21 protein-coding genes are annotated in these 24,125 nt (G+C 65.7%); 10 read left to right on the top strand and 11 right to left on the bottom strand.

The window, feature by feature from the left end; translation table 11 throughout:
- The first annotated feature begins 8 nt into the window (after positions 1-8).
- Positions 9-824 carry a hypothetical protein gene (locus tag A3K89_RS16565; protein ID WP_068427923.1) on the top strand — a complete coding sequence of 272 codons (816 nt, stop codon included), beginning with the start codon at positions 9-11 and terminating at the stop codon, positions 822-824.
- On the opposite strand, the gene A3K89_RS16560 is transcribed toward A3K89_RS16565, so the two are convergent.
- The gene (locus A3K89_RS16560; protein WP_068427920.1) at positions 811-1,833 is read right to left on the bottom strand and encodes an NAD-dependent epimerase/dehydratase family protein; all 1,023 of its coding nucleotides are present in this window, start codon (positions 1,831-1,833) and stop codon (positions 811-813) included. The two genes, A3K89_RS16565 and A3K89_RS16560, sit on opposite strands and share 14 nt — an antisense overlap.
- Complete coding sequence (locus A3K89_RS16555) at positions 1,833-3,227, bottom strand: WS/DGAT/MGAT family O-acyltransferase (RefSeq protein WP_068427917.1); 1,395 nt, start codon at positions 3,225-3,227, stop codon at positions 1,833-1,835. The genes A3K89_RS16560 and A3K89_RS16555 overlap by 1 nt, the downstream gene beginning before the upstream one ends.
- Before the next feature lie 58 nt (positions 3,228-3,285).
- Here A3K89_RS16555 and A3K89_RS16550 point away from each other — a divergent pair, with 58 nt between their 5' ends.
- Positions 3,286-4,569 (top strand): WS/DGAT domain-containing protein, encoded by a 1,284-nt coding sequence (locus tag A3K89_RS16550; protein ID WP_068427914.1) that lies wholly within the window; start codon positions 3,286-3,288, stop codon positions 4,567-4,569.
- Positions 4,570-4,636: 67 nt separating this feature from the next.
- Positions 4,637-5,491: a PE-PPE domain-containing protein gene (locus A3K89_RS16545; RefSeq protein ID WP_068429021.1), complete on the top strand. Its 855-nt coding sequence runs from the start codon at positions 4,637-4,639 to the stop codon at positions 5,489-5,491.
- On the opposite strand, the gene A3K89_RS16540 is transcribed toward A3K89_RS16545, so the two are convergent.
- The 5 genes from A3K89_RS16540 to A3K89_RS26180 form a co-directional block, all read right to left on the bottom strand.
- Complete coding sequence (locus tag A3K89_RS16540; protein ID WP_068427912.1) at positions 5,480-5,944, bottom strand: SRPBCC family protein; 465 nt, start codon at positions 5,942-5,944, stop codon at positions 5,480-5,482. The genes A3K89_RS16545 and A3K89_RS16540 overlap by 12 nt on opposite strands.
- A 13-nt stretch (positions 5,945-5,957) precedes the next feature.
- On the bottom strand, positions 5,958-6,323 hold the full coding sequence (locus A3K89_RS16535) for a VOC family protein (protein WP_068427909.1): 366 nt from the start codon (positions 6,321-6,323) through the stop codon (positions 5,958-5,960).
- A 148-nt stretch (positions 6,324-6,471) separates the two neighbouring features.
- Positions 6,472-7,425: an alpha/beta hydrolase gene (locus A3K89_RS16530; RefSeq protein WP_068427906.1), complete on the bottom strand. Its 954-nt coding sequence runs from the start codon at positions 7,423-7,425 to the stop codon at positions 6,472-6,474.
- A gap of 104 nt (positions 7,426-7,529) precedes the next feature.
- Entirely contained in the window at positions 7,530-9,413 is a 1,884-nt protein-coding gene (locus tag A3K89_RS16525; protein WP_068429019.1) for an alpha-amylase family protein, read from the bottom strand.
- Positions 9,414-9,430: 17 nt separating this feature from the next.
- Positions 9,431-9,889 carry a VOC family protein gene (locus A3K89_RS26180; RefSeq protein WP_068427903.1) on the bottom strand — a complete coding sequence of 153 codons (459 nt, stop codon included), beginning with the start codon at positions 9,887-9,889 and terminating at the stop codon, positions 9,431-9,433.
- A 342-nt stretch (positions 9,890-10,231) separates the two neighbouring features.
- Here A3K89_RS26180 and A3K89_RS16515 point away from each other — a divergent pair, with 342 nt between their 5' ends.
- Entirely contained in the window at positions 10,232-11,389 is a 1,158-nt protein-coding gene (locus A3K89_RS16515; RefSeq protein ID WP_068427899.1) for a winged helix DNA-binding domain-containing protein, read from the top strand.
- Between the two features lie 84 nt (positions 11,390-11,473).
- Complete coding sequence (locus A3K89_RS16510; RefSeq protein WP_068427896.1) at positions 11,474-12,343, top strand: AraC family transcriptional regulator; 870 nt, start codon at positions 11,474-11,476, stop codon at positions 12,341-12,343.
- A gap of 72 nt (positions 12,344-12,415) precedes the next feature.
- Here the strand turns inward: A3K89_RS16510 and ychF are convergent, their stop codons facing one another.
- Positions 12,416-13,495: a redox-regulated ATPase YchF gene (gene ychF / locus A3K89_RS16505; protein ID WP_068427894.1), complete on the bottom strand. Its 1,080-nt coding sequence runs from the start codon at positions 13,493-13,495 to the stop codon at positions 12,416-12,418.
- 101 nt (positions 13,496-13,596) lie between these two features.
- Positions 13,597-13,929: a CD225/dispanin family protein gene (locus A3K89_RS16500; RefSeq protein ID WP_068427891.1), complete on the bottom strand. Its 333-nt coding sequence runs from the start codon at positions 13,927-13,929 to the stop codon at positions 13,597-13,599.
- 188 nt (positions 13,930-14,117) lie between these two features.
- On the opposite strand from A3K89_RS16500, the gene A3K89_RS16495 reads away from it, so the two are divergent.
- From A3K89_RS16495 to A3K89_RS16480, 5 genes are all read left to right on the top strand, one after another.
- A complete protein-coding gene (locus tag A3K89_RS16495) occupies positions 14,118-16,403 on the top strand; it encodes a carbon starvation CstA family protein (RefSeq protein WP_068427889.1) in 2,286 nt (761 codons plus the stop codon).
- A 1-nt stretch (position 16,404) separates the two neighbouring features.
- Entirely contained in the window at positions 16,405-16,575 is a 171-nt protein-coding gene (locus tag A3K89_RS25515; protein ID WP_084423844.1) for a YbdD/YjiX family protein, read from the top strand.
- Between the two features lie 57 nt (positions 16,576-16,632).
- A complete protein-coding gene (locus A3K89_RS16490; RefSeq protein ID WP_068427886.1) occupies positions 16,633-18,078 on the top strand; it encodes a DNA-3-methyladenine glycosylase 2 family protein in 1,446 nt (481 codons plus the stop codon).
- Entirely contained in the window at positions 18,075-18,572 is a 498-nt protein-coding gene (locus A3K89_RS16485) for a methylated-DNA--[protein]-cysteine S-methyltransferase (RefSeq protein ID WP_068427883.1), read from the top strand. Before A3K89_RS16490 ends, A3K89_RS16485 begins: the two co-directional genes overlap by 4 nt.
- Before the next feature lie 91 nt (positions 18,573-18,663).
- A complete protein-coding gene (locus A3K89_RS16480) occupies positions 18,664-19,857 on the top strand; it encodes an AI-2E family transporter (RefSeq protein ID WP_068427876.1) in 1,194 nt (397 codons plus the stop codon).
- On the opposite strand, the gene A3K89_RS16475 is transcribed toward A3K89_RS16480, so the two are convergent.
- Positions 19,858-22,851: an AAA family ATPase gene (locus A3K89_RS16475; RefSeq protein WP_068427873.1), complete on the bottom strand. Its 2,994-nt coding sequence runs from the start codon at positions 22,849-22,851 to the stop codon at positions 19,858-19,860. It lies immediately after the preceding gene.
- Positions 22,848-24,050 (bottom strand): exonuclease SbcCD subunit D, encoded by a 1,203-nt coding sequence (locus A3K89_RS16470; protein WP_068429016.1) that lies wholly within the window; start codon positions 24,048-24,050, stop codon positions 22,848-22,850. The genes A3K89_RS16475 and A3K89_RS16470 overlap by 4 nt, the downstream gene beginning before the upstream one ends.
- Between the last annotated feature and the right edge of the window lie 75 nt (positions 24,051-24,125).

The following is a 24,125-nucleotide window of genomic DNA, read 5'->3' as shown; positions in this document are numbered from 1 at the left end:
AGTCACACATGTCTCGTCGGTTCAGTCGTGTAGCGGGAACGGTCGCCCTGTCCTGCGCAGCCCTGCTGGCTCTGCCTGCAACTGCGGCAGCGGATCCTGCGCCTGCTGATCCGCTGTCGCAGGCGTTGACGACACTGCAGCAGCAGGGCGCCGCGGCAACCGATCCGGCGCTGGCCGCAGCCACGGCCATCGCCGATTCCCGCACCGACGTGGCCGAGACGACGGACTCGAACCCGCTCGCCGCACTCGACGCCGCCAACGAGATTCTGACGAAGCTCGGCATCACGCCGTTCTTCTACCCGACCGCCTCGATCAACTGCGCTGCAGTGCCGGGCCTCCCGCTCGACATCGCACCGGCCGTCGCAGGCGCGGCGGGTGGACCGTGGCCGAACATCGGGTTGCCGTCCATCCCCCTTCTGCCTCAGCTGCCCGCGCTGAACGCCGTCGAGAAGGGCGAGACGATGTTCGCGTTCGTACCGGCAGGCATCGTCGACGACTCGGGCGACAAAGCCGGTATGCAGGTCGCGTGGTTCAACGTCAACACGCTGAAGGGCGGCTTCGCCGACATGGGCGGCGCGACGAACACCCTCGTCGACTCCATTCTGGCGAACGCGAACCTGGATCCGATCACGACCGAGATCGCTCGCGGTGCGCTGACCAACTTCGTCGCCGGCCTGCCCGCAGCGGGCGCTCGCCTCGCTCCCGTCGAAACCGGTTCGGGCACAGTGCTTGCCGCGGTGTTCGGCAACGTCACGCACAACACCCCGACCGGTGAGAAGAGCTGCTTCTTCTTCCCGACCGTCGGACTCGTCAACGTCGCCTGACGCGTCGGAGCCGACCGACCGACCGTAGACCCGCCACCGTCGCCTCGAACGTCTCGTGGGGTAGCCGATACCTCACTCCCAGTTCGGCTTCGGTGGCGGAGTCGTCGGACGGCGGCATCTGCGTGTAGTACTGCATCGCCGCCTCCGACATCGGCGAGCGCGACACCGGTGTCTCGAACGGCACCACCGAACCGAGCAGATCGGTGGCCTTCCCGACCACGCGCAGGGCCCCGTCGGGAACCGGGACGGGAACGACCGTCACACCGGCGACGTCCCGCAGAATGCCGGCGATCGCGTCGACCGGCAGCCGTCGTCCACCGGCCATGAATCGCCGTGGCCCACAACCCGGTTCGAGCACGGCCGCGTGTATCGCCGCAAGGTCTCGTACGTCGACGACCAGCCATGCCGCACTACGCCCCGGCAGCACCCGCATTGTCAACGCCGCTTCGACGCCGTCGGCGGCCTCGCCGAACTGATCGCCCGCGGGCGGTCCGAGCACCATGCCCGGGTACGTGATGACGACCGGCGCTCCCCCGTCCTGCATTCCGCGCGCGTAGACGTCGACCTGGGCTTTCGAACGCCCGTACGCGTCCGTGCCGCCGACGACGGGAAGTCCGGCATGCAGCAACTCGAGACCCGGGTGGAACAGCGCGGTGAAACTCGAGACGTGCACGATCGGGTCGAGCCCGAGCATGGCCGCTCCGCCGAGAACGTTCTCCGCGCCCGCGACGTTCGTCGTCAGCACCTCGTCGGCCCGGCTCGGATCGGTGGCGACGACGGCCGCTGCGTGGACGACGCTGTCGCATCCGTCGAGTGCACGGACGACGGACTCGCGGTCGGTGATGTCGCCCAACCAGATGTCGCCGGGATCCAGTCCGATGCACGCGGCACTGGTCTCGAGGCGCGCCGGACTGCGGACCAGATACCGGACCTCGTGTCCGGCGTCGACGATCGCTCGGGCCGTCCACGCGCCGACGAAGCCCGTCGCTCCGGTCACGAGAACGCGCATCAGCCCTCCCCCGCCCGTGTGGCCGCGGCGCCGAGAAGTTCGTCGAGCGACGTCGACATGGCGTCCGCCAGTGCCTGCAGATCGGGCGCCTGTTCACGACACGCGATGATGCCGACGTCCAGGCGGCCGTCGCCGGACATGACGGTGATGTTGAGGCCCGCGCCGTGCATGATCGGCCCGAGCGGGAACAATCCCGTCACTCTCGCTCCCAGGAAGTACAACGGGAGCTGCGGGCCCGGCACGTTCGAGATCACCAGATTGTGGACGACGGGATGCCGCTCCGCGAGGTCGAGCGCGGCGTACGCGCGCATTGCGACGGCAAACGTTGCCGGAGAGGCGAATTGGGCCCAGTCCTGCAACAGCGTCGCACCGATTTCACGGTTGTGGTCCTTGCCGACCTCGTGGCTGAAGGAGATCACACGCAGGCGTTTCACCGGATCGGCGATATCGGTGGCGAGCGAGGCGAACATCGCCGAGACCTGATTGGTGCCCGGCCTGCCGCTGCTCTCGTGCACCGAGACCGGGACGACGCCGACGAGCGATGCATCGGGCAGACCGTCCCGATCATCGAGGTACATACGTAAAGCCCCGGCGCACATTGCCAGTACGACGTCGTTCACCTTGGCTCCGAAGGCGTTTTTCACCGTCTTGACGTCGGCGAGACGCAGACTGGTGAACGCGACGGTTCGGTGCTCGGTCAGCGTGCCGTTGAACATGGTTCGTGGCGCGACGAACGGCGGCGGCATCGCCTCACCACGCCTCGAACGGCCGATCCAGCCGGTCAGAATGCGGACGGTCGCAGGCAGAATGGCCACCATGTGCAGTGGCCTGGTCGCCATCGAGAAGAGCCCTGCCACAGCGAGATCGAATCGATGGGCCGCACCGACGCCCTCGACCGGCTCAGGAGGTGGTGCGTCACGGTCCGGACTGCACAGCTGCGAGATGATGTTGGCCCCGGACACTCCGTCGACGGTGGAATGGTGCATCTTCAGAAAGATCACCATTCTGCCGTCCGCGGTGCCGTCGAGAGCCCACATCTCCCACAGTGGTCTCGATCGGTCGAGTCGCTGGGCCGCGAGATACGCGCAGGCCTCGGCGATCTCGCGATCTCCTCCTGGTTGCGGCAACGTCATGTGATGGAAGTGCCGGTCGAGATCGAAGTCCTCGTCCTCGATCCATACGGGATGATCGAAGTTGAACGCACTGTCGTACAACTTCTTTCGTAGCGCGGGGATCGCGGCGATTCGACTCGACAGTTCTCGCTTCAGTGAGTCGGCGTCGTACCGGACGTCGTCGCCCGCCGGCTCGAGCTGCACGATCCCGCAGACGTTGAGGGGCTGCGTCGACGTCTCGAGATACAGGAAGCTTGCATCGAGTCCGCTCAACCGCTCCATCGCACCAATACTAGAACCTGTTCCAATTTCACGTCGGCGATTGCGCTATCCTTGGCCGATGCTCGGACGTCTGCACCCGACCGATGCCCAGACGTACTGGATGTCTTCCGTCATCCCGAACGACCAGTTCCTGCTGTTCTGTTTCGAGTCGTCGGCCGCGGCCGACGGGGTGCTGGGCCAGTTGGTCGATGCAGCTCGTGGAATCGACGAGCTGAACCTACGCATCGAGGAGTCGCGTCTCGGTTACCCGCGTACGGTCCGAACTCCGGCCGGCGTCGAGGGCGTCGTGCACCACGGCTGTCCGGGCGGATGGGATGCATGCCTGTCGGCAGTGGCCGCACTGTTCGCAGATCAGGTCGACGCCTCCCGAAAACCATGGCGGATACACCTTTTCGAGAGTGTGTCCGACGCGCCTCGCTGCGCGGGGCCAGCGCTCGTCGTCGTGCTGCAGTTCTCGCATGCCCTCGGCGACGGCCGCGTCGCGTCGGCTCTCGCACGACGCCTGCTCGGCGATCGGGAGCAGCGACCGATATCGATTCCGCCGCACCGGCGACTCGGGCCGGTGGAGATTCTGACGCGAGCCCGTCGAGCCCGGGAGTTCGAGCAGCTTCTTCGTGACGACACTGCGGCGGGTCGGGTGCCACCGCAGGCCCCCGGGCGGCCGAGAACGCGTGTCAACACGGCACCGAGGGGTACGACGTCGGTACGCACGGTCGTACGGAACCGCACCGACCTGGCGCGCGGTCCGATCACCGTCACCGTCGGGGCGCTCACGGCCGTGTCGCTTGCGCTGTCGCGCTACCTCGCGCTGCACGGCGACGCGGTCCCTGCCGAACTCGGCGCCGAAGTGACTCTCGCCAAGAGTGGCGACCGGCACGCGCACAACCACTTTCGCAACTCAGGCGTCGACCTGTTTCCCGATGTCGACGACATACGCGTCCGGGCGCGACGCATCGCCGAGTCCCTCGATGCCCGACGCGTCCGCGCGGAGCATCCCGCGATGGAAGCGCAGGCCCGCGCGACGGAGATGGTGCCCGCGGTCCTGCTGCGCTGGGGCATCCGACAGTTCGACGCCACCGCCGTGCCCGAGTCGGTCACTGGAAACACCGTCGTCTCCTCCGTTGCGCGCGGACCTGCCGACCTGACACTCGGCGGTGGTCCGGTGCGCTTCACCGCCGGCTTTCCTGCGCTGTCCCCCGTCATGAGCCTGACGCACGGCGTGCACGGCATCGGCGACGTCGTGACCTTCGGCGTCACGTCGTCGGAATCCGCGGTACCGGACCCTGATGCCTATGCGTCACTGCTCGACGAGGCCGTCGACGATGTGGCACGGGCGCTCTGACGGTTGCCAGAGTCTTCTCAGATTCGCGGACGTGCTCGTCTCAGATTCGTCGGCCAGGATCGTGTTCATGACGCAGATGACAGTTCTGGCAGTGGGTGGGACCGGCGAATCGCATCCAGCCGACCGTCGTACGGCCGTGACCGGCATTCTGCGCTGCGTCACCGACAATCTGGACAGCCGATTCACGTCACGGTGGGTCGGTTACCCGGCGTCGTACGGTCCCGTTGCGGTCGGCGGATTGAGCTACGGCCAGAGCACGCAGGCGGGCGTGCGCCGGTTGATCGCCGCGATCGAGGCAACCGACGGACCGGTCGCTCTGATCGGCTATTCGCAAGGGTGCTCGGTGGTGCGTGCGGTGCTGGGCCGGATGGCGTCAGGCGAGATCGAGACGGGTTCGGTGGTCGCGGCCGGACTGATCTCCGATCCGCAGCAGCCGGCAGGCGTCGTCGCCGAGTGCGACGGCAGTGGCGTCGCAGGCGCGGGTCCGGGCCTCCCCGAGGGCGTGTCCGTGACGTGGGTCGGCCATCCGAAGGACATGATCTGCAACGCCAGCGCCGACAGCTACATCCGTGACATCGCAGACCTGACCCATTACATGTCTTTTCGCACACTGAAGACCTGGCTGCGTGCGCTGTGTATTCTGCTGCGCAGCAACGGTTTTCAGAACGCAGGCCGCACCCGGGTGTCACCGCGGCAATGGATGCGGGATGTCCGACGCATCCGCACGGCCACCGACGAGCTCAGGGGGTACCTGCCGTGCACACTGACGTGGCACGGCATCACGGTGTCGAACCCGTCCGGCAATCGCCACATCGCCTACGCGACGGAGCCGTTCGACAGCAGCGGCCTGACGGGGTGTCAGATCCTCGCGCAGTGGCTGCAGGTACAGGCCACGTTCTGTCAGTACGAGTTAGCTGCTTGACTCGGCCTGGGCCTTCAGCTGAGCGAGACCCTTCTCGAAGTCCTTGCCGACGACCTTGTCCATCGGGAAAACCTTGCCCAGCAGCCGGAAGAACAGGTTGTTCTCACCCGTCATGGCCCAGGTGACCTCCGATCCGTTCGGCCCTGGATCGATGGTGAACGTGGTGACGTTCGTGGCCTTGAACGGTTTGGTGAACACCAGATCGAGCTTCACGATCTGCCCCGGCTTGGAGTCGGTGATCGTCATGCTGCCCGCGCCGGCCTTGCGGTTGCCGACCCACGCGTACGACGAGCCCACTCCCCGCTCGGGCCCGGCGTAGCTGCGTTGCAGATCCGGATCCGCACCCTCCCACGGAGACCAGCTCTTCCAGTTACGGAAGTTGTCGATCAGTTCGTGGATCTTCTCGGGTGACGCGCTGATGGTGGTGGTGCGCTCTACCAGGAAGGTGCTCATGCGCGAATGATAATCAGTCGCGCCGACACAGGCAGAAGATGTGGCCGACCGGATCGCGGAACACTGCGAACCCCGGATGGTTCTCGTTGCCTTCGAGTTTCGTCGCTCCCAGTCCGAGCACGTACTTCTCGCTCGCTTCCATGTCGTCGACGACGAGATCGAGGTGGATCTTGATGCCGTCCGACGGCCAGTCGAGCGGGGTGAAGTCGGGCGCCTTCTGGAATGCGAGCCGTAGCTCGCCCGGACCTTGCAGTACCGCCCAGCCGCCGTCGTTTCTGGCGAGGTCCCATCCGAGCACCTTGGCGTAGAACGTGGCCAGCGCTTCGGTGTCGGGGCAGTCGAGGACGGTGTAGTCGACGTCGATCTTGGGTGCGGTCATGGCCTCTACCCTGACGGCATCGATGGTCCGTGGCAACCGTCTATCGGTTGTGGTGTGCCATCGATGCGGAGGCGGCAACCGACCCCGAACGCATGAATGGCGCTTTCAAGCTATCTGTCAGCTTGAAAGCGCCATTCATGCAGAAGTTTTACTGCCCGAACGCCGGTGCGAACGTGGTGAACCAGGCGTCGTGCAGGTGCTCTTCCCAGAAGTTCCACCAGTGGGTGCCGGTGCCCGTGATGCGAACCTCGGGGTTGTTGCCTGTTGCTCGGAGGGCTGCGACGTAGGCGCGGCTGCTGAGGCCCGACGCCGTTTCGAGCGGAACCATCTGCGCGAACTTGACCGGGTCGAACTGGGCGCTGACCGGGTTGACGGTCGGATCGGTCAGCGGCGAACCGGTGCCTGCCGAGACGAAGACCGAGGTGTTGCGCAGCGCGCCGACGTTACGCAGCGGGTCGTTGTAGCGCCACGCGTCCGACGGCCATGCGCCCCACATGTTGCGAGCGTTGCCGCCCATCTCGCCGACCGAGACCTGGATGCCCTGCGCGTAGCCGGGGCTGCTCGCCGACGGGTAGCCGCTGAACGACGCGACTGCCTTGTAGAAGTCGGGGTGGTGGGCTGCCAGGTTGAGCGCGGACGTGCCGCTCATCGACAGGCCCGCGACTGCGTTGTTCACGCCGTCGCTGCCGAACTGCGCAGCCATGACCGGGGGCAGTTCCTGCGTCAGGAAGGTCTCCCACTTGACGACGCCCAGCTTGGGGTCGGGCTGCTGCCAGTCGGTGTAGAACGTTCCGCCACCACCGAACGGGATGACGACGTTGACGTGCTTGTCCGCGAAGAACTGTTCGACGTCGGTCTCGATGAGCCAGCCGTTGTTGTCGTCGGGCGCGCGGAGTCCGTCGAGCAGGTAGATCGTCGGAGCCGGGCCGCCGCCCGCCGCCGTCAGAACCTTGACGGGGATGTCCTTGTTCATCGCGTCGGAGTGCACGTAGACGAGAGTGGAGTCTGCTTGCGCGACGCCCGTACCCACGAACACGGCACCGAACGCAGCGATCAATACGGTCACGAGTCCCAGCAACATGCTGCGGGCACGAGAGAACATCAGCAATCCCTTTTCGTCCGTTCCGACCGACCTTCGGGTGGGAGGGTAACAGGGAAATAACGCGGACGCCTCTCCGTCACCGACGCTGAGCAGGGCTAACGAATCTAGACGATCCACCATGCCGCATACGGCGGGATCCACAGCAGACCGTCGGACTCGACGAGTTCGTGCTGAGACAGCACCTCACGCGGGGCGACTCCGAGCTCACGTAACCGCGCTCCCGGGAACGGCCGATGCTCACCGGTGACGTTGAACAGCCCGACGAGCGTTCCACTCGGATGCCGACGCGCGATCGCCAGCACACCGTCGTCGACATCGCTCAGCACTTCCACGGGCGCTTCGGCATGCAGCATGGGAAGCCCTGCGCGCACTGCCGCGATGCGGGCGATGCCGTCGAACACTCTCTGTGCGTCGGAACCCTCGTCGACACGACCGGCCCGATCGGTGTCGGTGACGCGCGGCCGGTGAATCCACCGATTGTCGTCCTCGTGTCCCGGCTCGCTCGCCCAGTCCACATCGCCCGGAGACCCGATCTCGTCGCCACTCCAGACGACGGGGATGCCGCCCCACGCGGCAACGATCGCGTGCGCGAGGAAGATTCGCGCGAATGCCCCGTCGGGATCCTTCCGCGACGGCCCGAGTCCGGTCAACCCAGCCGCAGTACCGCTGATGCGTCGATCACCTGTCGCTGGATTGTGCTGGAACACAACTCCTTCGGCCCAGGATCCTTCGAATTCGCCGGAGTACCAATCGGCCAGGAAATGCCGATGCCCCGCGCCGGTGATGCCGCGGCCCGCCGCGTCGCCGTCGTCGATGGCCCATCCGATGTCGTCGTGGCAGCGCACATAGGTGACCCAGGTGCCGCTCGGCGGCGTCGGCGGCAGTGATCCGAGCGCGTGACGCGCGAGATCGGCGCTGCCCGAGGCCAACATCGACCAGACATGCACCATCAGACTGTTGTGATACGCGATGTCGGAGACTTTCCCGGTGTGCCGCCCGAGACCCAGGTACGGCAACAGATCTCGCGGCCCGACGATGGCTTCGGCCTTGAACAGCGTGGCGGGCGCGGCGATCCGCGCGGTGGCGCGCAGCGCCTGGGTGATCGCATGAACCTCGGGCTGGTTCTGACAGTTGGTGCCGAGCCGTTTCCACAGGAATGCGATGGCGTCGAGCCGGAGCACTTCGACGCCAAGGTTCGCCAGATGGATGACGACGTCGGCGAATTCGAGCAGCACCGCCGGGTTGGACCAGTTCAGATCCCACTGCCATTCGTTGAAGGTCGTCCAGACCCACTGCCCGAGTTCGTCGTCGAACGTGAAGTTTCCCGGCGCGAAGTCCGGAAACACCTCCGGCAGCGTGGCCTCGAACGCGTCGGGCGTCGCGCGATCGGGATAGATGTGGAACCAATCACGGTAGGACGCGTCGCCGGCTCGCGCCTTCACCGCCCAGTCGTGTTCACGCGCAACGTGATTGAGCACCAGATCGACGACGAGGCTGATTCCCTTGCCGCGCAACGTCGTCGCGAGATCACGCAGGTCGTCGTTGGTTCCGAGATCCGGTCGCACCGAGCGGTAGTCCATGACGGCATAGCCGCCGTCGTTGTCTCCGGGGCGCGGTTTCAGCAGCGGCATCAGATGCAGATAGGTGACGCCGAGGTCGGTCAGGTGACCCAGCCTGTCCCCCATGCCTTTCAACGTCTCCGCATACCGGTCGACGTAGCAGGCGTAGCCGAACATGTCGGGCCGTTGGAACCAGTCGGGCTGCAGCAAACGGCGATCATCGAGCCGATGAAGATCGTCGGGACGCTGCACGAAACCCCGGGCCGCGACGGTCACCAGCGCGGCAGCCACGTCGTCGGGATCGGAATACAGGGTCGTCACGGCGTCGTGCAGATCCGGCCACCACCGCTCGAGACGGAGTTCGAACGTTGCGCGTCGATGGTCCGGCAGATCCGCAAGGATCCGGCGTGCCGTCTCGGGGAGAGCCACGTCATGAATCATAGGACTTACGGCGCGGTGACGACCCAGGCATGGCCGTCGGGATCGAGGAAGCGCCCCTCTCCGGTGACCGTTCCACCCGCCGTCACGGCTACATCCACCAGCCGCTGCGTGTCCGACGACGTCTCCACGCGAATCCCGAACACGACGCCCCGTGCGTCCGAACCGCCGTCGTCGACGCCGACGTCCTTCGCCAGTGCTTTCCGCTGCATCAAGCCGAGCCGGTAGCCGCCGGGGGCCGGCGCGAAATCGATGTACTTGTTGCCGTAATCGCGGTCCGTGGTGAGGCCGAGCGCCTGGTAGAACGATTTCGACGCCTTGGGTGAGTCGACAGCCAATAGGACCGCGGTCTCGGTCGGGACGGGCGGGTTCTGGGAGGGTCCGGTGTCCTTCTTCGTCGGCGCTGCAACTTTCCAGATCGATCCGTCGGGTGCGCGAAACACCCCGGAGAACGCCCCGAACAGCATCTTCTTGGCGGGCTTCAGAATCTCCGCGCCACCCGCTGCAGCAGCTGCAAAGTACCGTCTCGACCTCGGTGGGTTGCTTCACGATGTACGACATCGTGTAGCCGCGGAAGCCCGTCGGCGGGGTCGTAGCGTCGCCGATCAGGATTGCGGCGGTTCCGTGCAGGTCGAGTCTGCCGTGCTTGGCCTCCGCGCCGAGCGCCGATGTGTAGAACGAGTGCGCGGCCGCAGTGTCCGCTGCGTCGAGCGTGATGTCGTCGAGGATGGTCGCCATGCGGATCAGGATAAAAGGGACACGGCTTCGAGTACTTCTCGATTCCTGATCGATGCCGTCACACTGTTCGGGTGAAGATCACCGATGCGCAGCGCCGAGCACGACTCGTCGCACGTCAGTTCGCCGATTCAGGGTCACCGGAAGACGTGGTTTCCTCGTTGTTCGCTCTGCACGCGACGGACCCCGCGTCGGTGTATCTGTCGGTCCTCGCGCGTGCGCGGTCACTGACCGTCGAGGACGTCCGCGCCGCGATGTACGACCGGCGCTCGCTCGTCCGCATCATGGCCATGCGTCGCACGCTGTTCGTGGTCGCGCACGACGACGTGCCGACCGTGCATGCCGCGGCCAGCGTCGGCGTCGCGAAGACGATGCGGGCACGCTTGATCAAGGAGGTGTCGACGCTCCCCACCGAGCCCGTCCTCGACGACGTCGCCGCATGGCTCGCGCAGACCGAAGAGGAGACGATGACGCATCTGCGATCGGTCGGATCCGCGACCGGTGCCGAATTGTCCAGTGCGGTAACGCTGTTGAAGACGGCCATTCTGCCCACGACCGACAAGGTCTACGACGTCAAGAGGTATGTCACCTCCCAGGTGCTGACGATGATGGCGGCCGAGGGGAAGATGGTGCGCGTCGAGCCTCGGGGCGCCTGGACATCGCGTCGGCACGCATGGGCGCCGATCGACGAGTGGTGGCCCGGCGGCATTCCCGACGTCGACGAGGCACAGGCCCGCCGCGATCTCGCACATCGGTGGCTCGAGGTCTTCGGTCCCGCGACGATGGACGACCTGCAGTGGTGGACCGGGTGGAACAAGACCCAGACACGTGCTGCGCTGGCGGGACTCGACACGGCGGACGTCGCGCTGGAAGCGGGTGACGGAATCATGTTGTCGGACACTGCATTCGACGAGGACGCGTCGGGAATCATGCTGTTACCGGCCTTGGATCCGACGCCCATGGGGTGGAAGCACCGCGACTGGTACCTCGGTGAGTACATGAAACCGCTGTTCGACACGTTCGGCAACATCGGCCCGACGATCTGGTCCGACGGCCGCATCGTCGGCGGTTGGGCAGTCACGCCTGCGGGTGAGGTGGTGACGGAGTTGTTCGAGGACAACGACTCTCGCGCGATCGACGCCGAGGCAGGGCGTATCACCGATCTGCTCGACGGGGCCGCGGTCGTTCCGAGCTTCCCGACGCCGTTGGAGAAGCGCCTGCGCGGGAAGTAGCCGACTTTTCGAGGCAAGAATTGTCGAGAACTGCCGGGCTCGCGCTCCTATCGTTGTCGGCAGAACGAAGGAAGGTGATCGGACGTGCTCGAACGTTGGAACGACGCACTCGCCTACATCGAGGACAACCTTGCGGGTGAGATCGATCCGGAGCAACTGGCCCGCATCACGCTGACGTCTGAATACCATGTCCGACGCGTCTTCTCGGCTCTTGCCGGTATGTCACTGGCCCAGTACATCCGCGCGCGCCGAATGACGTTGGCGACAGCGGACATTCTGAGCGGGGACGGGATTCTCGATGTCGCGGTCAGGTACGGGTACTCGTCGAGCGATGCCTTCGGACGGGCGTTCCGTCAGATGAACGGCATGACGCCGTCGCAGGCTCGTCGTCCGGGCGCCGTCCTTCGTTCGCAGCAAGCACTGTCGTTTCACCTCACCATCGAAGGACGGAGCACCATGCGCTACCGCATCGTCGACCTACCCGAATTCCACATCGTCGGCCGGAGAACCCGAATTCCGTTGGTGTACAGCGGGCCGAATCCCGCCATGACGGAGTTCCACCGCAGCCTGCCCGAGGGCACCGGGGCACGGCTGAAAGCGTGTGCCGACGTCGAAGAACTCCCTGAAATCCTGTTCGTCAGCACCGCATTCGAATCCGACCGCGCCGACGGCAGTCTGTTCGACTACTACTTCGCCGTCGCGTCGACGACGAACCACGACGACTGGGACTCGCTCGCAGTGCCCGCGTCGACGTGGGTGGTGTTCGAAGCGCACAGCGAGAACAACTTTCAGCTCGCTCTGCAGCAACTGTGGGCCGACGCCTTCGGCGAATGGTTCCCGTCTAACCCGTACGAGGTGGTGCCGGGCCCGGAGATCCTGACGGTCACCCAGTCGAGCGACGACTGGACCTCCGGGACAGGTGAGCTGTGGATTCCGGTGACACGGAGTTCCTGACGAGAATTCACCCTTCTGTTGTGCGGTTCAGCAGGGATTTCCCGCACAACGGGAGGGTAAATTTCGGGACCGTCAGACGTTGAAGCGGAACTCCACGACATCCCCGTCGACCATGACGTAGTCCTTGCCCTCCATGCGCACCTTGCCCGCGGCCTTGGCCGACGCCATGGAGCCCGCTTCGATGAGGTCGTCGAAGCTGACGATTTCGGCCTTGATGAAGCCACGCTCGAAGTCGGTGTGGATGACTCCCGCCGCCTGAGGTGCGGTGTCGCCCTGGTGAATCGTCCACGCGCGCGCCTCTTTCGGGCCTGCAGTGAGGTAGGTCTGCAGGCCGAGGGTGTGGAAGCCGGCGCGAGCCAAGGCGTCGAGACCCGGCTCCGTCTGTCCGACGCTCTCCAGCAACTCGGCAGCCGACTCCGCGTCGAGCTCGAGCAGCTCCGACTCGATCTTCGCGTCCAGGAAAACAGCATCGGCCGGGGCGACGGACTTGGCCAGCTCGGCGACCTTGACGTCGTCGGTGAGCACGCTCTCGTCGGCGTTGAAGACGTACAGGAACGGCTTGGTCGTCAAAAGCTGAAATTCCTTCAGCAATTCGAAATCCAGCTTGTCCTTCGCCGAGAACAGCGTCTTGCCGTCGTTGAGCACGGCCTGAGCTGCAATCGCGGCGTCGAGCGCGGGCTTGCGATCCTTCTTGATCCGCGCTTCCTTCTCGACGCGCGGGATCGCCTTCTCCAGCGTCTGAAGGTCGGCGATCGCGAGCTCGGTCTCGATGACCTCGATGTCGGCGGAGGGGTCGACCCGGCCGTCGACGTGCACGACGTCGTCGTCGGCGAACACGCGCACGACCTGGCAGATGGCGTCGGCCTCACGGATGTTCGCGAGGAACTTGTTGCCCAGTCCTGCGCCCTCGGAGGCACCCTTGACGATTCCGGCGATGTCGACGAACGACACGAGCGCAGGAACTTCCTTCTCGGAACCGAACACCTCGGCCAGCTTGCCGAGCCGCGGATCGGGCAGCGGAACGACACCGACGTTGGGCTCGATGGTCGCGAACGGGTAGTTCGCAGCCAGCACGTCGTTCTTGGTCAGCGCGTTGAAAAGGGTGGACTTGCCGACGTTGGGCAGTCCGACGATTCCGAGGGTGAGGCTCACGGTCTATGGAGTCTACTTCCCTGGTCCAACCAGCCCGACACCCGTCGTGCGCGCGAATGTACAGCCGGCTGTACATTCGCGCGCACGGGTCGCGAAGCGACCTACCAGTTGTTCGACGCGCTGGCCAACGTCGCGAAGAGCACGATGTAGAAGACGACGAACAGAGCCATGAATCCGACCCAGATCCACAGGGCGATCTGACCGAGCTTCTTCGCCCTGTCCGACGCGTACTGCGCCCCCTGGAAATCGCCCATCGCCCATCTCGGGTAGACGTTCGACGAATGCGTGAAGGCCGAGAATGCGAGCGGCCAGAAGAAGATGACCGCGGCAACCGCCCACCCGGCGTTCGTCGGGGGCGGTGGCGGCGGCGTGTACTGCGGGTACGTCTGGCCGGGGTACGACTGGCTTGTATAGGACTGGTTCGGGTCCGTCATGCAGGCACTGTAATACGGGCAAACGACGTTTTCGCGCGCTACATCCCGAACGGTTCGTTTCTGCTGCGAACCATTCGGCGCATCGTCACCACCTTTGAACGCAGCGGCCTCCGCCCCTTCGCGAACTTGTCACCCGCCAGGTCTACAGTGAGCTCGATCACAAGCACGTCTGCGAGGAGCGCTTTTCGATGACAGCAACCGCGTCCGAAAGTCCACACATCGAGCTGTTGAAGACCGACGACGATCTACCGCCGGTCGGCGTCGTCGACAAGACCCCGATGACCGCGGCCAAGCGAGTTCTGTTCGTACTCATCGGTTTACTCGGCGGTGTGGCATGGACGATCGTCGCCATCATCCGCGGTGAGAATCCGAACGCCGTCTGGTTCGTCATCGCCGCGGTGTGCACGTACATCATCGCGTTCCGCTTCTACGCCAGGCTCATCGAGAACAAGATCGTGCATCCGCGCGACGACCGTGCCACTCCCGCGGAGATCCTCGAGAACGGCAAGGACTACATGCCGACGGATCGTCGCGTGTTGTTCGGCCACCACTTCGCGGCCATCGCAGGAGCCGGCCCTCTCGTCGGACCCGTCCTCGCAGCTCAGATGGGCTATCTGCCGGGCACGATGTGGATCATCATCGGTGTCGTCTTCGCGGGTGCAGTGCAGGACTTCCTCGTCCTGTGGATCTCGACGCGTCGCCGCGGCCGCAGCCTCGGTCAGATGGCCCGCGACGAGCTCGGCGTCGTCGGCGGTATCGCCGCACTGATCGGCGTCTTCGTCATCATGATCATCATCATCGCGGTGCTGGCGTTGGTCGTCGTCAACGCACTCGCCGAGAGTCCGTGGGGCGTCTTCTCGATCGCTCTCACCATCCCGATCGCTCTCTTCATGGGCGTTTACCTTCGCTTCCTACGTCCGGGCAAGGTGTCCGAGGTGTCGATCATCGGCGTCGCGCTCCTGCTCTTCGCCATCGTCGCGGGCGGATGGGTTGCCGAAACGGACTGGGGCACCGACTGGTTCACACTGTCCAAGGTCACCGTCGCGTGGTGCCTCATCGCGTACGGTCTCGCCGCGTCGATCCTCCCGGTCTGGCTGCTGCTCGCACCCCGCGACTACCTGTCGACGTTCATGAAGATCGGCACCATCGCCCTTCTCGCGGTCGGCATCCTGATCGCACGTCCCGAGATCCAGATGCCAGCAATGACGTCGTTCGCCACCGAGGGCAACGGACCCGCGTTCTCCGGATCGCTGTTCCCGTTCCTGTTCATCACCATCGCCTGCGGTGCGCTCTCCGGCTTCCACGCTCTTATCTCCTCCGGCACGACGCCGAAGCTGCTGGAGAAGGAAAAGCAGATGCGGATGATCGGCTACGGCGGCATGCTCACCGAGTCGTTCGTGGCGATCATGGCACTCGTCACCGCGTGTGTCCTGGATCAGCACATCTACTTCGCTCTGAACGCTCCCGCGACGCTGACCGGCGGCACCCCGGAAACAGCTGCCGACTACGTCAACGGACTCGGCCTCAGCGGCGGTGACATCAGTGCGGGCGAGCTCAGCCAGGCCGCGGCCGACGTCGGCGAGGAATCGATCATCTCTCGCACCGGTGGCGCCCCGACGCTGGCATTCGGCATGTCCGAAGTGCTGCACCAAGTGTTCGGCGGCGAAAGTCTTAAGTCGTTCTGGTACCACTTCGCGATCATGTTCGAGGCGCTCTTCATTCTCACGACGGTCGACGCCGGTACCCGTGTCGCGCGATTCATGTTGTCCGACAGCATCGGAAACCTGCCCGGTTCGGCGGCCAAGAAGTTCAAGGACCCGTCGTGGCGTCCCGGTGCATGGCTCTGCTCGTTCATCGTCGTCGCGGCATGGGGTGCCATTCTGCTCATGGGCGTCACCGATCCCCTCGGCGGAATCAACACCCTGTTCCCGCTGTTCGGCATCGCGAATCAGTTGCTCGCCGCCATCGCACTGACCGTGGTCCTGACGATCGTCATGAAGCGTCGCTTGTTCAAATGGGCGTGGATTCCCGGTGTTCCGCTGGTGTGGGACCTCATCGTGACGATGACCGCGTCGTACCAGAAGATCTTCTCCGACATCCCGGCCATCGGCTACTGGGCGCAGCATGCGCAGTTCGTCGACGCGAAGAATCAGGACCTCACCGAATTCGGCACCGCCAAATCCGCCGAGGCGATCGACGCCGTCATCCGCAACACGTTCATCCAGGGCACGTTGTCGATCATCTTCGCGGTGCTCGTACTGATCGTCGCGGTCGTCGGACTTCTGGTGTGCATCAAAGCGGTTCGTGTCGACGACCTGCCCGACAACGAGGAACCGGCCGTCCCCTCGAAGATCTTCGGCCCCTCGGGTTTCATTCCCACCGCGGCCGAGAAGGAAATCCAGAAGGACTGGGACAAGCTGATCGCCGACGGCACCGTCCGCGCTCCCGGCGCCGCACACGCGGGGCATCACTGACATGCGTGGACTCTGGTGGTGGCTCACGTCGGTCATGGGCGACCGTGACTACGAGCGGTTCGTCGCGCACATGCGTCGAACACACCCGGGCGAGCCGATCCCGTCGGAACGCCAGTACTGGCGGGACCGCTACGCGGAAGCCGACGCCAACCCAGGCGCCCGCTGCTGTTGACGCTGATGGCGGATTTCCGCTAGCGGCGACGGTTCCACCGGTGACACAGTGGAACCCATGGAGTTGGACTTCGATCGCTGCTACCGGGCCGTCTCGGCACGGGACACCCGCTTCGACGGGCAGTTCTTCACGGCCGTGCGCACGACGGGCATCTACTGCCGCCCGTCGTGCCCGGCCACCACGCCGAAGGCGAAGAACGTGCAGTTCATGCCGACGGCGGCCGCCGCGCAGCAAGCCGGATTTCGTGCGTGCCGACGCTGCCAGCCCGACGCCACCCCCGGCTCACCGCGCTGGAACGTCCACTCCGATCTGACGTCGCGCGCGATGCGGCTGATCTCCGACGGGGCCGTCGAGCGCGGTGGCGTCGACGCGGTCGCGGACGCTCTCGGCTATTCGACGCGACAGTTGACGCGGGTACTCGGTGCCGAAATCGGCGCAGGGCCACTCGCCCTCGCACGAGCCCATCGCGCACACACGGCCCGCACGTTGATCCAGACGACGGCGATGTCGATGACCGATATCGCCTTCGCCGCAGGATTCTCCAGCGTCCGGCAGTTCAACGACACCGTGCGCGAGGTGTTCGCCGCCAATCCGACGGAATTGCGAACCGAAGCGGAGAAGCGAACGACGTTGTCCAGCAATGGAACCGTCACGCTCCGTCTCCCCTACCGCCGCCCGCTCGATCGAACCTGGCTGAACTGGTTCCTGAAAGCACACGTCGTACCGGGTATCGAAGCATGGGACGACGGCGTCTACCGCAGGTCCCTGCGTCTGCCCCACGGCCACGGCATCGTCGGACTGCGTATCGAGGACGGGTACGTCGACACGACGCTCGGCCTGCAGGACATGCGTGACCTGTCCCCCGCCGTCGCGCGCATTCGGCACCTACTGGATCTCGACGCGGACCCCGAGGCCGTCGACGCCGCCCTCGCCGAGGATCCGCACCTGCGTCCGCATGTGGAGTCTCGGCCGGGCATTCGCGCGCTCGGCTGCGCCGACGGTCCGGAACTGTTGCTGCGCACCATGATCGGGCAGCAGATTTCGTTGCGTGCCGCGGCGACGCACACTGCGCGACTCGTCGACGCACTCGGCACGCCGATCGAGGATCCGGCAGGCGGTACCGTCACGCGCCTCTTTCCTGATGCCGACGTCATCGCCGAACGTGGTCACGAGGTTCTCACCGGTCCGAAGAACCGGGTCCGAGCGATCATCGGGGTGGCCGACGCGGTGGCGTCGGGCAAGATCGTTCTTCATTCCGCGCGAGCAGCCGACGAGCTCGAACGAGAACTGCTGGCGCTGAGAGGAATTGGACCGTGGACAGCGCGCTACGTCGTCATGCGCCTCCTGGCCGACCCCGATGTTCTGCTGGACACCGATCTCGTCGTCCGTCAGGGCGCCGACGCGCTCGGCGTCTCACTGAAGGATTCGGAGCGTTGGTCGCCGTGGCGCTCGTACGTGTCGATGCATCTCTGGAACGTCGCACTCGAAAGAAGAGGACTATGACCGCGCTTTACGCCATCACGGACACCCCGATCGGCCCGTTCACCACCATCGTCGACGACGCGGGCGTGGTACTCGCGTCCGGATGGACCGCGACCGTCGACGATCTCGTGCCACTCGTCCATCGATCGTTACGACCGGTGGACATCCGGCCGGCCCCCACGCTCGGCAGTGTCACGAAGGCCGTGGACGAGTATCACCGCGGCGATCTGGCAGCTGTCGACGACGTCCCCGTCGCCCAGACGTCCGGTGAATTTCTCGTGCATGCGTGGAAAATCCTCCGTACCGTCCCCGCAGGCTCGCCGGTCACCTATTCCGAATTCGCGGCGATGTCCGGACGCCCCACTGCGATCCGGGGAGCAGCGTCGGCGTGCGCACGCAATGCTGCGGCGCTGTTCGTGCCGTGTCACCGGGTGTTGCGCATCGGCGGCGCGCTCGGCGGATTCCGTTGGGGCCTGCCTGCGAAGGAATGGTTGCTCGCCCACGAGCGGGGTTGACCCTGGCGCAGGTGGGTAGGCGCCCGACCGAAGACATTAGAGTCACACGTGTAGCAACAGTGACTGCAGCCGGGGAAAAGGACTTACCGACGTGACGGAACAGGCAGCGCCCACACCGAGGACCGGGCGCGATCGGGGCGATCTCATCGGCGTCGGCGGAATGTGGCTGGCCAAATGGTCACTCATTCTCGTCTCCGTCGCGGCGGGTGCATGGGTGCTCGGCTGGCTGATCTCGGCGCTGTGGGTCGTCATTCTGCCCGCGCTGCTCGCGATCATCGTCGCGACGGTCCTGTGGCCGCCCACCAAGTGGATGCTGCGCGTCGGCTTCCCTGCCGCGCTCGCAGCGACGCTGTCGCTCGTCGTGTTCTTCCTCGTCATCGGCGGCATCATCACGTTGATCGTGCCGTCGGTCGTCGACTCCGCTCCCGAGTTGGTCGACAAGGCGTCGGCAGGTGTGTCCCAGGTGCAGGACTGGCTGAAGGGCCCGCCGGTCAACTTGCAGGACGAGCAGATCGACAACGCCGTCTCCGCCATCACCTCACGACTGCAGGAGAGCGGCACGGCGATTGCGTCCGGCGTGTTCACGGGAGTGTCCGCCGCAGGTTCGATCCTCGTGACACTCGCACTCGTGCTGGTTCTGACGTTCTTCTTCGTCAAGGACGGCGTGAAGTTCATCCCGTGGTTGCACGGATTCGCCGGCGGTCGCGCCGGAAAGCACCTCGCCGAAATCCTGGCCCGCATGTGGGCGACGCTCGGCGGATTCATTCGCACGCAGGCAATCGTCAGCCTCATCGACGCCTTCTTCATCGGACTGGGACTCGTCATTCTCGGCGTCCCCTTGGCCCTCGTGTTGGCCACGATCACTTTCCTCGGCGGCTTCATCCCGATCGTCGGTGCGTTCGTCGCAGGCGCCCTCGCGGTTCTGGTCGCTCTCGTGGCCAACGGACCGACGACCGCCCTGATCGTGCTGGTCATCATCATCGCGGTGCAGCAACTCGAAGGCAACGTGCTGCAACCGATCCTCCAGAGCCGAAGCATGAACCTGCACCCGGCGATCGTGCTTCTCGCGGTCACCGGCGGCGGTTCGGTGTTCGGCATCATCGGCGCGTTCCTCGCCGTTCCCGCTGCGGCCGTCGCTGCCGTCCTGATCCGCTACGTATCCGAGCAAATTGACGAACGCTCCGTCGAAGCCGACCGGAGCCAACTCGAGGACGAGGCACCCGACACCGAGGACCTCGTCACCGACGAGGACGGCAACAACAAGGACGCGAAGATCGACAAATAGTCAGGACGCCGCGAACAACTCGATTCGCGACCCTACTCGCTCACGGACCACGTGCAGCCTGCTCGGAATGCGTTGCCGCATCTCGTCGACGTGACTGACGATGCCGACGACGCGTCCGCCTGCCCGTAGTTCGTCCAGGACGCCCATCACCGATTCGAGTGTGTCCGCATCGAGTGTGCCGAACCCTTCGTCGATGAACATCGTGTCGAGTACGACGCCGCCCGATTCGGCTGCGACGACGTCGGCCAGGCCGAGGGCGAGTGCGAGCGAGGCGAGGAACGACTCGCCGCCGGACAGCGTCTTCGCGGAACGGACGACGCCTGTGTAGTCGTCACGGATGTCGAGGCCCAATCCTCCACGGCGACCGCGCGATTCCGCTTCGTCGGAGTGGACGAACTCGTAGCGCCCACCCGACATGCGATGCAGCCGGATCGACGCCGACTCGGCGACGTCTTCGAGCCGCGACGCCAGCACATACGACCGCAGCGACATCTTGCGCGCGTTCTGCCCGCGACCGGCGACGACGTCGGCAAGTGCGGCGAGTTCGTCGTGCTTGGCACGCATGGGAGCTGCACGATCGACGGCAGCCCACAGCTGAGCTGTCAACTCCTCGACCTGTTCGGTCTTGCGTCTGCACTCGGCGTGCACGGCGACCGCGGCGTCGAGTTCCTCGGCTGCGCGGACAACCGCTGCCCGTGCCGGCTGCGTGTCGACGGGTTCGGTGCCGATCACAGCGGCGATGGCCGGCTCGGCCAACACCTGTTCCGCGTGCGCGCGAATGTCGTTGGCCGACAGCAGCCGCTGCTCGATGTCTGCTGCACGCCGAGCGGGGATCACCGCGTGCGCGGCGTCTTCTGCCGAGGCGAACCCCGACTCGGAGACGAGATCGTCGAGTTTGCGGGAGAGCGTTGCTGCGGCGGCTGCGGCATCTGCGGAGGCAACGCGCGCGTCGAGCAACGCGGTCGAGCGACGGATCAGCTGGTCCAAACGATGGGTGCGCTGGTCGATGCTGTCGCCGCCTGCACCGATCGCGGTCGCGACTCTGGCCCGCATCTGCGCGACGGCCTGCACGATCTGCTCCCGCCTCGCGACGAGTGCCGCGGCCTCCGATCGCTGTTCCGCGACGACGGTCGCGATGCGCTGATCCTCCGATCGGAGTTCGTCGAGGCGTGCACGTCGCGGCGCCAACGCATCGGCTTCGCGTCGCGCTGCGGTCAATGCGGTTGTGACCGAGTCGAGTTCGGCTGCGAGGCCTGCACTGTCGCGATCGCCCGACGCCTGCACCAGGCCTTCGATCGTGCGGTGGATAGTCGCGACCTCTGCGGCGCACGAGTCGACGGTGGCCGCCGTCGCGCGCTCGTTCTTCGCTGCGGCGTCCTCGTCGGCTTCGGTGACGGTGGTCTCGGCAATCTTCGCTGGATTCGGATGGGCCGTCGAGCCGCACACACCGCACGCCTCACCGTCGATCAGCGATGCAGCCAGTTCTGCGGCCATGCCCGTCAGGCGGCGCTCCCGCAGGTCCAGCCACAGTTCGCGAGCGTCGTTGTGCGTCGTGCGTGCGGCATCGAGCGCCTTCTCCGACTTCGCCAACGCAGCGCGTTTCTTCTTCAGTTCGATCGCCGCGCGTACTGCCTCGGCGACGCGCGCCGATGCACTCTCGAGCGTCGCGATCTCGGCCGATGCGTGCACGGCCGAGTCCACGGCGCGCTCGGCCGTCTCGATGGCCTCGGGCAGCGCGTCACGTGCGCGCTGGAGCTCGTCGATTCGCCGTTCCACGGCGTCGTGCTGCTGCGCCAACTGGTCGGCGATGCGTTCGTCTGCGTCCGCGCGCCGTTCGACGGACCGCAGCTCGTCGAGGACTCCGACCTGGGTTGTCCACTCACGCACGGCACGTGCGACGACAGTGCGCACGGCGGCGAGGTCCGAAGTATCCGAATCATGCTCCGCGAGAACGATTTCCGAGCCTGGCACCGCCGACAGCGAACGACCCGCCTCGACGACCGAGCGCATCGCCTCGACATGCGCGGCTGTGGCCGTCGCACACTCTTTCGCCAGTGCTGCAACCGGACCGGCGGCCGCGGACAGTTCGACTTCGCGGCGCATCGATTCACGCTCGGCGGCCGTTGCCTGGAATTCCGACAACTGCCGCTGTGCGACGTCGCGTCGCCGCTGCGCTGTTGCCGTGGATTCGAGACGGCCCAGAGCTGCGACGGCAGCGTCGGACGTGGCGCGGGCGGACGCGAGAGCTGTCGCAGCCGATCGAAATGCGTCTCTGCTGTTCTCGAGAATCTCGGTAGCCCATTCGACCGGCTGCCGATCGAGCTGCTCGGGCTCCCCCGCGGCGGTGGAGATCTTGCCGACCAACTTGTCGATCGCGATGGACGACGATTCGAGCTCGGCCGCGCTCAGCCGACGCCGCTCCGCGAACCACTGCTCGACGTCGCCGAATCGAGCGGTGTCGAACAATCGCTCGAGCAGATTGCCGCGCTCGTCGCTGTCCGCGCGCAGAAAACGGGCGAACTCTCCCTGCGGCAGCAACACGACCTGGAAGAACTGGTCTGCGCTCATTCCCAGCGCCGCACCGACTGCCTCGCCGATCTCGTCGAGACGCGTCAGGTTCTGACCACTTCCGTCGAGCCAGGTCAGCGACGCCTTCGCGTTCTGCTTGGTGGTGCCGGTTCCGCGCTTCTTCGCCCGGAAGTACTCGGGACTGCGGACGATCTTGACGCGTCGGCCGCCGAGTGTGGCTTCGAGCGTCACCGACGGCGCGGTGCCGTCCGCCGCGTGATCCGACAGCAGTCTCTTGCCGTCACGGCGCGCGCCGGGAACCGTGCCGTAGAGCGCGAATGCGACCGCGTCGAGAATAGTTGTCTTGCCCGCGCCGGTCCGACCGTGCAGGAGGAACAATCCGTCCGCGCCGAGCGCATCGAAGTCGACGCACTCGGTCTTGCCGAACGGACCGAAGGCTGTGATCTCGAGCCGGTGGAGCCTCACGCGGAACGCCCGAACAACGCGTCGTGGTCGACGCTGGAATTCTCGTCCTTGGCTACGTCGTCACGCTGCACGGACGCCAAAGCGCGCTCCAGCAAACCGATTTCGCGCGAGGTCGGCGCGCTGCGCATATCGGCGACGAACGACGTCGCGATGTCGATGTCGGTGCGCCCACGAACTCGGTCACGGTAGGTGAACTCCGACGTGTTCACCGGGCGAACCCATTCGAGATGGACTGCATGCGGAAAGCGGGTACGCAGCGACCGCATGGCATCGACCGGACGCACCGGATCGGTGAGAACCGCAGACACGTAATGCTTTTCGGCATCTGCGAACTCGTCGCTGCTCAGCAGCTCTTCGACGGTGCCCTGAAGTTGACTGAGGCCACGCACGATCGGAAGGTCGACCCGCTCGACGGTACCGAGACCGGCGGCGTCGAGTTCGAGAATCCAGACCGCCTTGCGGTGACTGCGTTCGCCGAACGAGTACGGCAGCAGAGAACCCGAGTAACGCACGCGCTCGCTCAGCGTCTGCGGAGAATGTAGGTGGCCCAACGCCACATAGTCGACGCCGTCGAACGCCGATGCAGGAGCGGTTTCGACGCCACCCGACGAGATGGTGCGCTCGGATCCCGTCGCTTCACCACCGACGATGAAAGCATGTGCGAGAACGACGGATCGGACAGCGGACCCGTCGGCGCGACGCCGATCCAGATCGGTGCGAACACGGATCATCGCAGCGTCCAGTACCTCCGCGTGCGTGCGCGCCGCGGGAACGTCGAGTTCGAGGCGAGTGGTTTCCGGTTCGAGGTAAGGAATTCCGTAGAACGCGACGGGTCCGAAGTCGTCGTCGAGCACCACCGGACGGTCGACGTCACCGACGCGCGTCATCAAGTGCAGGCCGCCCGCAGCGGCGAAAGCTGCACCCGCACCGAGGCGGGCGGGCGAATCGTGATTGCCCGACGTGGCCACGATGACCGCGCCTGCCGCTCGAATGGCCTCGAGGCCCCTGTTGCACACCAGCACCGTGTCGGCACTCGGCACCGCGCGGTCGTAGATGTCACCCGGAACGACGACGACGTCGATGCCCTGCGCGGCAACCAGTTCCGCGATCGCGCTCAGCGCCGCAGCCTGGTCGGCGAGCAGATCGACGCCGTGGAACGTGCGTCCGATGTGCCAGTCCGAGGTGTGCAGGATCTTCATGGGAACGACGGTATCGGCTGCCACCGACAAACTTCGGGCGGCGCTCCGAGCCGAACCTGTCGGTGCCCCGGTGCA

The sequence above is a fragment of the Rhodococcoides kyotonense genome (assembly GCF_001645385.1).
Classification (GTDB): Bacteria; Actinomycetota; Actinomycetes; order Mycobacteriales; family Mycobacteriaceae; genus Rhodococcoides; species Rhodococcoides kyotonensis_B.
The sequence above is the reverse complement of the archived record's forward strand: the minus strand, read 5'-3'. Positions and strand labels throughout refer to the sequence as shown.

What these genes read in the sequence shown, in the direction of transcription:
- A3K89_RS16550 (WP_068427914.1), top strand. Translation starts at nt 3,286, where the DNA reads ATGCTCGGACGTCTGCACCCGACCGATGCCCAGACGTACTGGATGTCT.
- A3K89_RS25515 (WP_084423844.1), top strand. Translation starts at nt 16,405, where the DNA reads ATGCGTGGACTCTGGTGGTGGCTCACGTCGGTCATGGGCGACCGTGAC.
- A3K89_RS16535 (WP_068427909.1), bottom strand. Translation starts at nt 6,323, where the DNA reads ATGACCGCACCCAAGATCGACGTCGACTACACCGTCCTCGACTGCCCC.
- A3K89_RS16560 (WP_068427920.1), bottom strand. Translation starts at nt 1,833, where the DNA reads ATGCGCGTTCTCGTGACCGGAGCGACGGGCTTCGTCGGCGCGTGGACG.
- A3K89_RS16545 (WP_068429021.1), top strand. Translation starts at nt 4,637, where the DNA reads ATGACGCAGATGACAGTTCTGGCAGTGGGTGGGACCGGCGAATCGCAT.
- A3K89_RS26180 (WP_068427903.1), bottom strand. Translation starts at nt 9,889, where the DNA reads ATGCTGTTCGGGGCGTTCTCCGGGGTGTTTCGCGCACCCGACGGATCG.
- A3K89_RS16500 (WP_068427891.1), bottom strand. Translation starts at nt 13,929, where the DNA reads ATGACGGACCCGAACCAGTCCTATACAAGCCAGTCGTACCCCGGCCAG.
- A3K89_RS16555 (WP_068427917.1), bottom strand. Translation starts at nt 3,227, where the DNA reads ATGGAGCGGTTGAGCGGACTCGATGCAAGCTTCCTGTATCTCGAGACG.
- A3K89_RS16495 (WP_068427889.1), top strand. Translation starts at nt 14,118, where the DNA reads ATGACAGCAACCGCGTCCGAAAGTCCACACATCGAGCTGTTGAAGACC.
- A3K89_RS16490 (WP_068427886.1), top strand. Translation starts at nt 16,633, where the DNA reads ATGGAGTTGGACTTCGATCGCTGCTACCGGGCCGTCTCGGCACGGGAC.
- A3K89_RS16470 (WP_068429016.1), bottom strand. Translation starts at nt 24,050, where the DNA reads ATGAAGATCCTGCACACCTCGGACTGGCACATCGGACGCACGTTCCAC.
- A3K89_RS16540 (WP_068427912.1), bottom strand. Translation starts at nt 5,944, where the DNA reads ATGAGCACCTTCCTGGTAGAGCGCACCACCACCATCAGCGCGTCACCC.
- A3K89_RS16565 (WP_068427923.1), top strand. Translation starts at nt 9, where the DNA reads ATGTCTCGTCGGTTCAGTCGTGTAGCGGGAACGGTCGCCCTGTCCTGC.
- A3K89_RS16485 (WP_068427883.1), top strand. Translation starts at nt 18,075, where the DNA reads ATGACCGCGCTTTACGCCATCACGGACACCCCGATCGGCCCGTTCACC.
- A3K89_RS16530 (WP_068427906.1), bottom strand. Translation starts at nt 7,425, where the DNA reads ATGTTCTCTCGTGCCCGCAGCATGTTGCTGGGACTCGTGACCGTATTG.